Genomic DNA, 12,253 nt, shown 5'->3' on the forward strand with positions numbered 1-12,253 from the left:
CGGTCCCGGCCGATCAGGGCGTCGAGGGCGGTGGACCGGCCCGACGGTTGACCGGGTGGTCCGGTCACCACCATCCTGCCGTCGGCCTGGAGGGCGATGTCGAACGCCTCGTCCTCGTTCGCGAAGTGCGTGGTCGTCCTGCCGCCGGTGCCGAAAGGCCGGTCCGGCGAGCCGTCGGGACTGTAGCGGACCAGCCCGAAGTCGCCGTGGCCGAACGCGGGATCGAGGTCGCCGGAACCCGCCGTGAGCAGGCTCGGGACCGACAGCACGATCAGCGCGTGTCTCACCATGATGGTTGCCCTCCTGTGGGTGTCTGCCACCGCGGGAAAGCCGGTCGAGGGGGTGTCCGGAAGCGAGCGGTCCGCGGGACAGACAACCGCGGACAATCCGCCGAGCCGGTCTCTCCAGGCGGACGACCGTCTCGGTGGCGGCGGGGGCGCGGCCCGCGCACGCGTGGGTGCCGCTCCGGGGATTCGAACCCCGAACCTCCACATCCTGAATGTGGCGCCTCTGCCAGTTGGGCCAGAGCGGCGTGGGCCCCGGGCCGGGCTGGCGTGGGCCATGCCCGGGGCGGAGGGCTGGTGTCCGGCCGGGGGCGCCATTCCCACCGGTCAGGCCGTGGCCCGCGGCCCTGGTCGATCAGGGCCCGCACATGACAAAGCCGCCTCGGGAGTGTCCCGGGCGGCTCCTGGAGTCCGTGGCGCGGACTATCCGGAAGCCTGCCCGCCCGCGAGCAGCGCGGGGGTCCTGAGGTCGCTCACTCGTGTGCCTTTCTCGTCGTGCTGGACGTCTTCAACGGTAGCCGCGCGATCACCGGCGGCGCCACGCATTTACCGGCGGCCGGTGGGACGGCGCCGAGCCTCAGCCGGGTTCGGCGGGCCAGGGGACCCCGGCGCGGGTCTCGGGCGTCTCCACGTGGAAGCCCCCTTATGTCTAACCCTTATGTCTAACCCTTATGTCTAAAAGGTCTCGTTGAGACTCACATTGCCCTCAACGGCCACCTGGTAAGCGGAGACACGCCGCTCGAAGAAGTTGGCCAGCTCCTGCACGTCCTGCAGCTCCATGAACGCGAAGGGGTTGGCCGTGCCGTACCTGCCGGGCAGGCCGAGCCGGGCGAGGCGCCGGTCGGCGACGTACTCCAGGTATTCGCGCATCCGCTCGGCGTCCATCCCCGGCAGGCCGTCGCCGCACAGGTCGCGGGCGAAGGCCAGCTCGGCGGCCACGGCCTCCTCCAGCATCACGGTGACCTGCTCGCCCAGCTCGTCGTCGAACAGCTCGGGCTCCTCGGCCCGTACGGTGTCCACCACGCCGAACGCGAACTCCATGTGCATGGACTCGTCGCGGAACACCCAGTTGGTGCCCGTGGCCAGCCCGCCGAGCAGGCCGCGCGAGCGGAGCCAGTAGACGTAGGCGAAGGCGCCGTAGAAGAACAATCCCTCGATGCAGGCGGCGAAGCAGATGAGGTTGAGCAGGAACGCGCGGCGGTCGCCGGCGCTCTCCAGCCGCCGCAGCCCGCCGAGCGAGTCGATCCACCGGAAGCAGAACTCCGCCTTGTCCTTGATGGACGGGATGTGGTCGATCGCGGCGAACGCCCGGGCCCGCTCCTCCGGGTCGGGCAGGTAGGTGTCGAGCAGCGTGAGGTAGAACTGCACGTGCACGGCCTCCTCGTACAGCTGCCTGCTCAGGTAGAGGCGCGCCTCGGGGGCGTTGACGTGCTGGTAGAGGTTGAGCACGAGGTTGTTGGCCACGATCGAGTCGCCGGTGGCGAAGAAGGCGACGAGCCGGTTGATCAGGTGGCGTTCCTGAGGCGTCATCCTGGCCAGGTCGGCGAGGTCGGAGTGGAGGTCGACCTCCTCGACCGTCCAGGTGTTGCGGATGGCGGCCCGGTAGCGCTCGTAGAAGTCCGGGTAGCGCATGGGGCGCAGGGTCAGGTCCATTCCGGGGTCGAGCAGCATCGTGAGAGATCTCCGTGGTTCAGGGGGTTACTGGCAGGCTTCGCAGACGTCGGGGTTCTCCAGCGAGCACGCGAGCGCCTCGGGCGACTCGGGCGACTCGGCGAGGGCCGGCACCGTGGTCTGGGCGATCCGGGTGGCCGGGCGGGAGCGCAGGTAGTAGGTGGTCTTCAGGCCCTGCCGCCAGGCGTAGGCGTACATCGAGGAGAGCTTGCCGATGGTCGGGGCGGCCATGAACAGGTTGAGCGACTGCGACTGGTCGATGTACGGCTGGCGGGCCGCGGCCAGGTCGATGAGCGCCTTCTGCGGCAGCTCCCAGGCGGTGCGGTAGAGGAGCTTGAGGTCGGCGGGCAGGCCGGGCAGGTCCTGGACCGAGCCGTCGGCCCGCTTGAGGTCGTCGCGCAGCCCCGGCGTCCACCGGCCGAGGGCCTGCAGGTCGGCCACGAGATAGCGGTTGACCTGCAGAAACTCCCCTGACAGGGTCTCGCGCTTGAACACGTTGGACACCTGCGGCTCGATGCACTCGTAGCAGCCCGCGATGGACGCGATGGTGGCCGTCGGCGCGATGGCCAGCAGCAGCGAGTTGCGCAGCCCCGTTGTGGCGATCTTGGCGCGCAGCGCCTCCCAGCGGGGCGAGGCCGTGACGTAGTGGTCGGGGTGCAGCACCCCGGCGGCGGCGCGGGTGTCGGCGTACGACGGGTGCCGGCCGCGCTCGACGGCCAGGTCGGCGGAGGTGTCGTAGGCGGCCAGCGCGATCTCCTCGGCGATCCGGGTCGACAGCTCCAGCGCCTCGGGCGAGTCGAACGGCAGCCTGAGCGCGAAGAACACGTCGGCCAGGCCCATCACGCCGAGCCCGACCGGCCGCCAGCGCCGGTTGGCCGCCTCGGCCTCGGGGGTCGGGTGGAAGCCGAGGTCGATCGTCCTGTCCAGGAACCGCACGGCGGTCCGTACGGTCCGGCGCAGCCGGGGCCAGTCGACCTGGTCGCGGCCCAGCAGGTGGGCGGCGAGGTTGACGGAACCGAGGTTGCACACGGCGGTCTCGGCGTCACTGGTGACCTCGAGGATCTCGGTGCACAGGTTGGACAGGTGGATGACGTTCCCGGGGCGGGCCGTCTGGTTGGAGGTGCGGTTGGCCGCGTCCTTGAACGTCATCCAGCCGTTGCCCGTCTGGGCGAGGGTCCGCATCATCCGGCCGTAGAGGGTCCGGGCGGGGATCCGGCGGACGTGCCGCCCCTCGGCCTCGTAGCCCCGGTAGGCGCGGTCGAACGCCTCGCCGTACAGGTCGGGGAGGTCGGGGACGTCCTTCGGGTCGAACAGCGACCAAAGCTCGTCGGCCTCGACCCGCCGCATGAACTCGTCCGGCACCCAGTTGGCCAGGTTCAGGTTGTGGGTGCGGCGGGCGTCCTCGCCGGTGTTGTCCCGCAGTTCCAGGAACTCCTCGATGTCGGCGTGCCAGGTCTCCAGGTAGACGCAGGCCGCGCCCTTGCGCCGGCCGCCCTGGTTGACCGCGGCGACCGAGGCGTCCAGCGTGCGCAGCCAGGGCACGATGCCGTTGGAGTGCCCGTTGGTGCCCCTGATCAGGGAGCCGCGCGAGCGCACCCGGGTCCACGAGACGCCGATGCCTCCGGCGTACTTCGACAGCCGGGCGACCTGGCCGTACCTGTCGTAGATCGCCTCCAGCTCGTCGCGCGGCGAGTCGAGCAGGAAGCACGACGAGAGCTGCGGGCGGCGCGCGCCCGAGTTGAACAGCGTCGGCGAGCTCGGCAGGTAGGACAGCGTGGACATCAGCTCGTACAGCTCGGCGGCCTCGGCCACCGACGCCGACAGGCCGCAGGCCACGCGCAGGAGGAAGTGCTGCGGCCGTTCCAGCACCGCGCGCGTCTCCGGGTGGCGCAGCAGGTAGCGGTCGTAGACGGTGCGCAGCCCGAAGTACTCGAAGCGGTCGTCGGCCTCGCCGGAGACCAGCGCGTCCAGCTCGGCGGCGTGGGCGGTGACGAAGGCCGCGAGCGTGTCCTGGATCAGCCCCGCCGCGTGGGTGGCCGCGATGGACTCCGAGAACGAGCGCACGCCCTGCCGGGCGGTCTCGTCCGCGATCTCCTCGGCCAGCAGCCGGGCGGCGATCCGGGAGTTGGCCGGGTCGGCTATCACCCTGGCGGCGGCCTCCTCGATGGCCGGTCGCCGGTCGCCTTCGACGATCTGCGTCATGTGCTCTCTCCTCGCGAGCTCGCCCCCGGAGGGCACGCGAGAGCACGCCGGCACGGGCTGCCCCCGGCCATGACGCCCTCGGGCCCTCCCTCGAGGCCCAGACAGGTCAGCCGGGTTCGGCCCCCGGCGTCGCGGGCAGGTCTTCGGGCTCGCGGGCGTCACGCACGTCCTACTGGCCGTCGCTTCCCGGATCTCTCCAGTGCTCGTGACGGCGGTCGTTCCCGCTCACCGCTGCGGGGCAGCCCCGGAATCACACCGGGTTCCCTTTTGCTCCGCCCCGAGGGGCGAACCAGCGACGAGCAGGATCCTACATCTAGTGGCCATTCCCGCAACTACCCCAGCATGTTGTGCCCGGTGTGTTGAGGAGGCCGAGATCGCGGAGCACCGCCCGGGTGCGGTCGATCTCCGAGGCGAGCCAGACCTCGAAGTCGTCACCGGTGAGCGGGATGGAGCTCCATCCCCGGGCGCGGCAGGCGGCCCGCCAGGTGGCCGAGTCGGCGACCGCCTCGCACATCTCGATGGCGGAGGCGCGGCTCTCCTCGGACATGCCGGACGGCCCGACCGCCGCGCACCAGTCGGCGAAGTCGACGCGCACCCCCGACTCCAGCAGGCTCGGCGCGTCGACCCCGTCGACCCGATGGGCGCAGGACACGGCCAGCACCCTGACCAGACCCATGCGGATGCTGCCGCGCCAGTCGCCGAGGGTGCCGGCGGCGGCCGCGGCCCGGCCGCCGAGCAGCGCGGTGGCGGCCCCGACGGCGCTGGGGTAGCCGGTGTAGTCGACCCGCCGGGTGTCGGCGCCCAGCCCTCTCGCGATCAGCCCGAACAGCAGGTGGTCGGGCTCTCCCTGGGGCCCGCCGGCGAGCAGCGTCTGCTCGGGATCGGCCAGCAGGTGGGCGCCGAACTCGTCGAAGTCCCTGAACCGCGAGTTGGCGGGCACGACCACGACCTCGATGTCGCCGACCAGCCTGGCCAGCGGCGTCGTGGTGTCGATCAGGGTCGGCCGGCCGTTCAGCTCGGCGGCGGCCAGGGCGGGCAGCCCGGTGACGGTGATCGGGGTGGCCGGTCCCGGCTCGCTCTGCCGTCCCGACACCTCGAACCCGGCCCGGACGCCGGCGCGCACGAGCGCCTGGACGACGTTCTCCCACCGCTCGCCGCCCGGCACGACGGAGAACCGCGCCCGAGGCCCCGCGGTGACGCCGCGCTCGGCGCCGCACCCGCCGGCGCACGCCACGACGCCGAGTCCTAGCGCGAAGAAGTGCCGTCGGCGCATGACGTGCCTCCACGGGGTTCCGCAAGACCTCCTATTACTACAGGTTATTAACACATCACGTACGGTCACACATCGGGGTCGCCGTAACCCATGATCCCGAAAACCGGACTTACCGCTTCGCGCCGACCCCGGCCATGAGGTACGACGCCGCGGACGGCTCGCCGACTAGCCTCGGCCGGTCCGGACGCCAGTCGGGGGCGTTCACCAGGCCCGGCTCGACCAGCGCGAAGTCGCCGAAGAACGCCCTGATGCCGGCGGGCGTCCGGTCGGCGCCGGCGGCGGACGAGCCGTGGGAGATCACCTTGGCCGCGTCCTCGGGGTTCAGGCGCCCGACCGAGGTGGCGTGCGTGATCACCAGGTGGCTGCCGGGTGCCAGGGCATCGCGCAGCCTGGCCACCATCGCCTGGGGGCCGGCCGAGTCGGGGACGAAGTGCAGCACCGAGGCCAGCACCACCCCGACCGGCCGGTCCAGGTCGAGGTGGGCGGAGACCCGCTCCAGCACCGCGCCGGCGTCGAGCAGGTCGGCCTGGACGAACGCGGCCAGGCCCGACTCCTCCAGCAGGTCTCTGGCCCGCGTGGCCACGACCGGGTCGTGGTCCACGTAGACGACCTTGGCGGCAGGGGCCACCTCGTGCACGTGCCCCTGAGAGGGCAGCCCGCTGCCGAGGTCGAGGAACTGGTGGACGCCCGCGTGCGCGAGGTAGCGCACCGCCCGCTGGACGAATTCCCGGTTGGTCCGCGCGAGGGGAACGGCTTGCGGGAACAGGGCCGCAAGCCGGTCGGTCACCTCGCGGTCGACGGCGGTGTTGTCGTCGCCGCCGAGCATGTAGTCGTACATCCGCGCAAGGTTGGGAGCCTGAGGATCGAACTCGACCACACGAGGAGCTTAAGTCGGTCTTCGGCGATTAACGAGAAGTTTGTCGGATTGTGGCCATAGTGCCACACCGATTTATTCAACTGTGACACTCTTTGCCAGATTGCGTGGCTTGTCCACATCGCGGCCGAGGGCGACCGCCGCGTGATAGGCCAGCAGTTGCAGGGGGATCGTCAGCAGGATCGGGTCCAGCTCGATCTCGTTGCGCGGCACCACGATCACGTCGTCGGCCAGCTTCGCGTCGGGCTCGCGATGGCCCACCATGAGCACCTGGCCGCCGCGGGCCCGGATCTCGCCGAGCGTGGTGAGGTTCTTGTCGAGCAGCTCGTCGTCGGGGACGATCGCGACCGTCGGCATCTCGGGGCCGATCAGCGCGAGCGGCCCGTGCTTGAGCTCGCTGGCCGGATAGGCCTCCGCGTGCACGTAGGAGATCTCCTTGAGCTTCTGCGCGCCCTCGCGGGCCACCGGGTAGCCGCGAACCCGGCCGACGAACATCATGCTCGGATACTTGGCGTACTTCTGCGCCAGCTCGGCGATCTTGTCGCCCTGGGCCAGGATCTCCTCGATCTGGCCCGGCAGCCTGCGCAGCCCCTCGCAGACGCGCCGGCCGTCGGCGGGCGACAGGTCGTGCACCCGGCCGAAATGCAGCGCGAGCAGCGCGAACGCCAGCGAGGTGGAGGTGAAGGCCTTGGTCGACGCGACCGACACCTCGGGCCCGGCGTGCAGGTAGACGCCGCCGTCGACCTCGCGGGCGATCGCGCTGCCGACCGCGTTGACGATGCCGATGACCCGGCCGCCCTTGCGCTTGAGCTCCTGCACCGCGGCGAGCGTGTCGTAGGTCTCGCCCGACTGGCTGATCGCCACGTAGAGCGTGTCGGGGTCGACGACCGGGTTGCGGTAGCGGAACTCGCTGGCCGGCTCGGCGTCGGCCGGGATGCGGGCCAGCTCCTCGATCAGCTGGGCGCCGATCTGCCCGGAGTAGTAGGCCGAGCCACAGCCGATGATCTTCACCCGGCGGAAGGAACGGGTCTCGCGGGCGTCCATGTTGAGCCCGCCCAGGTGCGCGATGTGGAAGCGCTCGTCCAGCCGGCCGCGCATGGTGCGGGAGACCGTGTCGGGCTGCTCGGAGATCTCCTTGAGCAGGTAGTGCTCGTAGCCGCCGGTGTCGTAGTGGCCGGCGTCCCAGTCGACGGTCAGCGGCTCCTTGGCCGTCTCGCGGGCGTCGCTGGCGAAGGTGTGGAAGCCGTCGGCCTTGAGCACGGCCAGCTCGCCGTCCTCCAGGTGCACGACCTGGCGCGTGTAGCGGACCAGCGCGGCCACGTCGGAGGCGGCGAACATCTCCTTCTCGCCGATGCCGAGCACGATCGGGCTGCCGTTGCGCGCCACCACGACCTCGCCGGGCCGCTGGGAGTCGATCACCGCGATGCCGTACGTGCCGACGATGCTCTTGAGCGCCTTCCTGACCGCCTCCTCCAGCGTCTCGGTCTCCTCGGCGGTGCGGGCGATCAGGTGGGCGAGCACCTCGGTGTCGGTCTCGGAGGCGAACAGCACCCCGTCGGCGACCAGCTTGGCGCGCAGCTCGTCGGCGTTCTCGATGATGCCGTTGTGGACGACCGCGATGCGCTCGTCGGACGACAGGTGCGGATGCGCGTTGACGTCACTGGGCACGCCGTGGGTGGCCCAGCGCGTGTGGCCGATGCCGAGACCGCCCTTGAACCTGGCCGGCATCACCTTGGCCAGGTCGGCCACCCTGCCTTTGACCTTGCGCAGCTTGAGGCCCTTGTTCGACACCACGACACCCGCCGAGTCGTAGCCGCGATACTCCAGCCGCTGCAGGCCCTCCAGCAGGATGGGCGCCGCGTCCTTCGATCCGACGTAGGCGACGATTCCGCACATCCGAGGTCTCCTCTGTCCGTTTATCCGTAGACGATCCGGCGCAGCTGCCGCAGAGACAGCGCGGGCGCCGCCACCGGGCGGCCCCGCAGCTCCGCGGCGACCCTGGGGAAGATCTCGTCGTTGGTGAAGCCGTGAGCCTTCAGCTCACCGTGACGCCGCCGTACGAACTCCTCGACCGGCTCGGAGAAGTACGACACCACGTCGGCCACCACGCGCGCCGCCTCGCCCGGACCGAGCCCGCTGGTGCGGGTCAGGTGGGCGATGAGTTCCTCGTAGGGATGCCGTGCCATGGACACAGACGAGGACACTACGCATGCGAGACGAGACATGCCAAGGTCCTGCCCGAAATCGGGCAGGATTACCGCCTAGAGGACTCCCGAACGTCCCCAACCTTTCGCCAAGCGCCGGCAGGCGAACGCTCCGGCGGCCAAATCGAGGCCGGCGAGCGATGCGCGGCCGATCTGGCCGACCTCATGCCAGGCGACCTCATGCCGGGCCGACCTCATGCCAGGCCGACCTCATGCGCATCATCAGCCACGTCTGACACATCCCTTTCTGGGAATGGTTACGGCGGGTAATCGAGGAGAGCCGTTCCGTGGGGGTCGCCATGCTGCTCTGGGTCATCGCCGGTCTGGCCGTCAGCGCTCTGGCCGGGCCGAGCCAGCCCGGCCGGCAGGCCGAGTTCGCCGAGGCGGCCAGAGCCTACGGCGTGCCGGTGAGCGTGCTGCTCGGCGTCTCCTACCTGGAGTCCCGGTGGGACGTCAACGCCGGTGAGCCCAGCACGGGCGGCGGCTACGGCCCGATGCACCTCGTGGACACCGATGCCGCGCGGCCGGTGCCCGACGAGGTGGCGGCGGCGGGCGTCCCGGCGCGGCCCGCGCCCGGGGAGGCGACGCTGCGGCAGGCGGCGCGGCTGACCGGGCTCCCCGTCGCCAGGCTGCGCACCGACCCGGCCGCCAACATCAGGGGCGGCGCCGCCGTCCTCGCCTCCTACCAGGGGCGGCGCAGCTCCGACCCGGCCGACTGGCACGACGCCATCACCCGCTACTCCGGCTCCCGCGACTTCGCCGACGAGGTGTTCGCGGTCATCCGCGAGGGCGCCGCGCGCCGTACGGACGACGGTTTCCCGGTGCGGCTGGAGCCGAAGCCCGGCCTGCGCCCGGACCCGCCGCCACCCCCGGCCCGGCAGGCGGAGTGCCCCGCCTCGCTGGCCTGCGAGTGGATGCCCGCCGCCCACCGGCGCACCGGCGGCGGCTACGGCAACCACGACCGGCTCGACGGCGAACGGCGCATCGACTACATCGTGATCCACGACACCGAGGGCGCCTACGACGGCCTGCCGAAGCTCGTGCACGACCCCGACTACGTGAGCTGGCATTACACGGTCCGCTCCCGCGACGGGCACGTCGCCCAGCACGTGCGGACCCAGGACATCGCCTGGCACGCCGGCAACTGGGACGTCAACACCCGCTCGATCGGCATCGAGCACGAGGGCTACCTCGCCAAGGGCGGCACCTGGTACACCGAGGCGATGTACCGCGCGTCGGCCAAGCTGGTGAGCTACCTCGCGGCCCGGCACGACATCCCGATCGACCGCGCGCACATCTTCGGGCACGACACCGTGCCCGGCACGACGCCCGAGTCGCTGCCGGGCATGCACGAGGACCCGGGCCCCTACTGGGACTGGGCCCACTACTTCGACCTCATGGGCAGCCCGATCGAGGGCGCCCGCGGCGGCACCTCGGTCATCATCCGGCCCGACTACGAGACCCACCTGCCGCGCTTCACCGGCTGCTCCAAGACCGGCTGCGAACCACACGGCGCCTCCACGGTGTGGCTGCGCACCGAGCCGCGCGCCGACGCCCCGCTGATCGACGACATCGGCAAGCGGGTCGGCCGGCCCAGCACCCACAGCGTGTACGACCACAGCGCGCGAGCCTCCACCGGCCAGCGGTTCGCCGTCGCCGGGACCAGTGGCGACTGGACGGCCATCTGGTATCTGGGCCAGAAGGCGTGGTTCCGCAACCCGCCCGACCGGCCCACCGCCGTGCCCGCCAGGGGCCCGCTGGTCACCCCGATCAACGGCCGCGTCAGGGTGTACGGCCGCGCCTACCCCGAACGATCCGCCTACCGCGGCACCCGCGCCGCCTACCAGCAGGAGATCCCCCTCCAGTACGTGATCCGCCCCGGCCAGTACTACTCCCTCGGCCTCACCCTGCCCGGCTCCTACCTCGCGACCGGCTCCCTCACCCCGGCCCGCCACGTCAGGGTCGAGGGCACCCAACGCTTCCACCAGATTCAGCTCGGTCACCGCATCGCGTTCGTCATGGCCAAGGACGTCCGCGTGATCCGCTGAATCCCGCGCCCACCCCGGTCAGGACGCGCCGGGCACTCCGCGAAAGCGATATGGTTTTCCCGTGGGCCGGCACATCGCCGGAAACACGCGGAAGTGGCTCAGTGGTAGAGCATCACCTTGCCAAGGTGAGGGTCGCGGGTTCGAATCCCGTCTTCCGCTCGGAGATCAACACTCCTGGTGGAGTGGCCGAGAGGCGAGGCAGCGGCCTGCAAAGCCGTCTACACGGGTTCAAATCCCGTCTCCACCTCAGGTGGGCGGCGGACCCCCCGGGATCCGCTAAAGTAAAGAGCAAGCAGTGCCATGCGGAAGTGGCTCAGTGGTAGAGCATCACCTTGCCAAGGTGAGGGTCGCGGGTTCGAATCCCGTCTTCCGCTCTGAGTGACAGCTCGATACGGACGATTAGCTCAGCGGGAGAGCGCTTCCCTGACACGGAAGAGGTCACTGGTTCAATCCCAGTATCGTCCACCATGTTCCACCAGGTCAGAGAGGGTTCCGGAGCTTAACCGGAGCCCTCTTTTGATCTTGAAAGGTCGCGGGGAGCCAAACGGGGAGCCACCTCAGGCGGACTTTCCTGTCGGCTGTCGCCGAAGATGTTTTGGGTGATTCGCCGGAAGGACCGCCGCACGTTCGCGGCGAGGGCTCCAGCGGCTCAGCCGCGTCCATCGCCCCTCCCAGCAACAGGGAGTTCTCCGGAACCCCGCCTGAGCGTCCGCGGCCGGATCACCGGTATCGATGAGAGCATCCGGGTCGAGATCCGGCAACGCTGGTCCGAGCACGATCGTGGCCTGACCGGCGGGCAGCCGGCCGAGGTCGAGCGTTTCGCGATCACAGGAGGCCGGTCCTCTCCGCGGCGTGAAGCCGAACCTCCCTGCCACTGGTGACCATCGGCTCTTACCGCGCGTCCAGCCAGGCGATAAGCCTGAAAGGAAAGCAAGTCCGCACCGATTTCGAAAGGAGGTGTGGACGATGAGGTTGAGCTGGAAGGACGCGGCCGCCACACTCGTCGCGGCCGTGAACACCCTCGTGTACGTCGCGTATCTGCAGGGGACTGATCTGCCGATCATCGACAGCACCCGGGGCGCCACGGCGACGATCATGATCCTCGGCGCGTTCGGAGGTTGCGCGCTCGGCTCCGCCGAAGGCTTGTATCGCAGGGACCAGTCGGTGAGCCAGCGGTTCTACGTTGTGATCGCCAGCGCGCTCGGCGTCACCGCGTTGGCCGCTGGTGTCATCGGGCTGATCGGTGATGCCGAAGGCGCTCTCGGGGTTCTGTTCTACGCCACGATCGCGCTGTGGTTCGTCGCCACGCTGCGGCACATGCTGACGGCTTCCGCCGCGTCGCCGCTGACCCGCGACACACACGAGGTCATCGACAGGAACACCACGAAGCACGCGTGACGCCGTCACCTGACGTCATCACCTGACGTCGGCGCGCGACGAGGCCGGTGGGAGCGTCCGCTCCCACCGGCCATTCCGGCACCGGCGCCGCCCGGCTCAGCCGACAGCAGGGCCTTCACCTCGGCTTCGAGGTGGTCGACCAGATCCCATGAGGTCGAGGTCGCGGCAGGCGATGACGCCGATGTGGAGCCGCCGACGCGATCACCACGCCTTCACTCATCACGCTCCGCCGAAGCGGCCGAAACCTGAGGCACCACATCGTGCCGAAGGTCCCTCCCGGAGGCGACCATCGCATCTGG

General features: G+C 70.4%; 8 protein-coding genes, 5 tRNA genes and 1 riboswitch. Of the genes, 6 read left to right on the forward strand and 7 right to left on the reverse strand.

Annotation, left to right across the window (positions count from 1 at the left end):
* Positions 1-458 precede the first annotated feature (458 nt).
* The 7 genes from AB0C16_RS11140 to AB0C16_RS11170 form a co-directional block, all read right to left on the reverse strand.
* Positions 459-532, reverse strand: a tRNA-Leu gene (locus AB0C16_RS11140).
* A 427-nt stretch (positions 533-959) separates the two neighbouring features.
* Positions 960-1,955 carry a ribonucleotide-diphosphate reductase subunit beta gene (locus AB0C16_RS11145; protein WP_357681357.1) on the reverse strand — a complete coding sequence of 332 codons (996 nt, stop codon included), beginning with the start codon at positions 1,953-1,955 and terminating at the stop codon, positions 960-962.
* 27 nt (positions 1,956-1,982) lie between these two features.
* Positions 1,983-4,157, reverse strand: a complete 2,175-nt coding sequence (locus tag AB0C16_RS11150; RefSeq protein WP_357681359.1) for a ribonucleoside-diphosphate reductase subunit alpha — start codon at positions 4,155-4,157, stop codon at positions 1,983-1,985.
* A 116-nt stretch (positions 4,158-4,273) separates the two neighbouring features.
* A riboswitch (cobalamin riboswitch) is annotated at positions 4,274-4,466 on the reverse strand.
* A 4-nt stretch (positions 4,467-4,470) separates the two neighbouring features.
* Complete coding sequence (locus AB0C16_RS11155) at positions 4,471-5,430, reverse strand: tripartite tricarboxylate transporter substrate-binding protein (protein ID WP_357681362.1); 960 nt, start codon at positions 5,428-5,430, stop codon at positions 4,471-4,473.
* 109 nt (positions 5,431-5,539) lie between these two features.
* Positions 5,540-6,307, reverse strand: coding sequence for an SAM-dependent methyltransferase (locus tag AB0C16_RS11160; protein ID WP_357681364.1), 768 nt, complete (start codon positions 6,305-6,307; stop codon positions 5,540-5,542).
* Positions 6,308-6,379: 72 nt separating this feature from the next.
* Positions 6,380-8,200 (reverse strand): glutamine--fructose-6-phosphate transaminase (isomerizing), encoded by a 1,821-nt coding sequence (gene glmS, locus AB0C16_RS11165; RefSeq protein ID WP_357681366.1) that lies wholly within the window; start codon positions 8,198-8,200, stop codon positions 6,380-6,382.
* Between the two features lie 20 nt (positions 8,201-8,220).
* Positions 8,221-8,490, reverse strand: coding sequence for a hypothetical protein (locus tag AB0C16_RS11170; protein WP_357681368.1), 270 nt, complete (start codon positions 8,488-8,490; stop codon positions 8,221-8,223).
* Positions 8,491-8,795: 305 nt separating this feature from the next.
* On the opposite strand from AB0C16_RS11170, the gene AB0C16_RS11175 reads away from it, so the two are divergent.
* From AB0C16_RS11175 to AB0C16_RS11200, 6 genes are all read left to right on the forward strand, one after another.
* The gene (locus tag AB0C16_RS11175; protein ID WP_357681370.1) at positions 8,796-10,556 is read left to right on the forward strand and encodes an N-acetylmuramoyl-L-alanine amidase; all 1,761 of its coding nucleotides are present in this window, start codon (positions 8,796-8,798) and stop codon (positions 10,554-10,556) included.
* An 87-nt stretch (positions 10,557-10,643) separates the two neighbouring features.
* Positions 10,644-10,715 (forward strand) — tRNA-Gly (locus AB0C16_RS11180).
* A 17-nt stretch (positions 10,716-10,732) separates the two neighbouring features.
* Positions 10,733-10,803, forward strand: a tRNA-Cys gene (locus AB0C16_RS11185).
* Positions 10,804-10,858: 55 nt separating this feature from the next.
* Positions 10,859-10,930: transfer RNA gene (locus tag AB0C16_RS11190), tRNA-Gly, on the forward strand.
* Between the two features lie 19 nt (positions 10,931-10,949).
* A tRNA-Val gene (locus tag AB0C16_RS11195) sits at positions 10,950-11,024 on the forward strand.
* Between the two features lie 543 nt (positions 11,025-11,567).
* On the forward strand, positions 11,568-11,954 hold the full coding sequence (locus tag AB0C16_RS11200) for a hypothetical protein (RefSeq protein WP_357681372.1): 387 nt from the start codon (positions 11,568-11,570) through the stop codon (positions 11,952-11,954).
* Positions 11,955-12,253 lie beyond the last annotated feature (299 nt).

Origin of the sequence: Nonomuraea sp. NPDC048916, from assembly GCF_040649575.1 — a bacterium.
GTDB lineage: Bacteria > Actinomycetota > Actinomycetes > Streptosporangiales > Streptosporangiaceae > Nonomuraea.

Bases quoted from the DNA above. Each gene is read 5' to 3' on its own strand.
- AB0C16_RS11145 (WP_357681357.1), bottom strand. From the start codon at position 1,955: ATGCTGCTCGACCCCGGAATGGACCTGACCCTGCGCCCCATGCGCTAC.
- AB0C16_RS11170 (WP_357681368.1), bottom strand. From the start codon at position 8,490: ATGGCACGGCATCCCTACGAGGAACTCATCGCCCACCTGACCCGCACC.
- glmS (WP_357681366.1), bottom strand. From the start codon at position 8,200: ATGTGCGGAATCGTCGCCTACGTCGGATCGAAGGACGCGGCGCCCATC.
- AB0C16_RS11155 (WP_357681362.1), bottom strand. From the start codon at position 5,430: ATGCGCCGACGGCACTTCTTCGCGCTAGGACTCGGCGTCGTGGCGTGC.
- AB0C16_RS11150 (WP_357681359.1), bottom strand. From the start codon at position 4,157: ATGACGCAGATCGTCGAAGGCGACCGGCGACCGGCCATCGAGGAGGCC.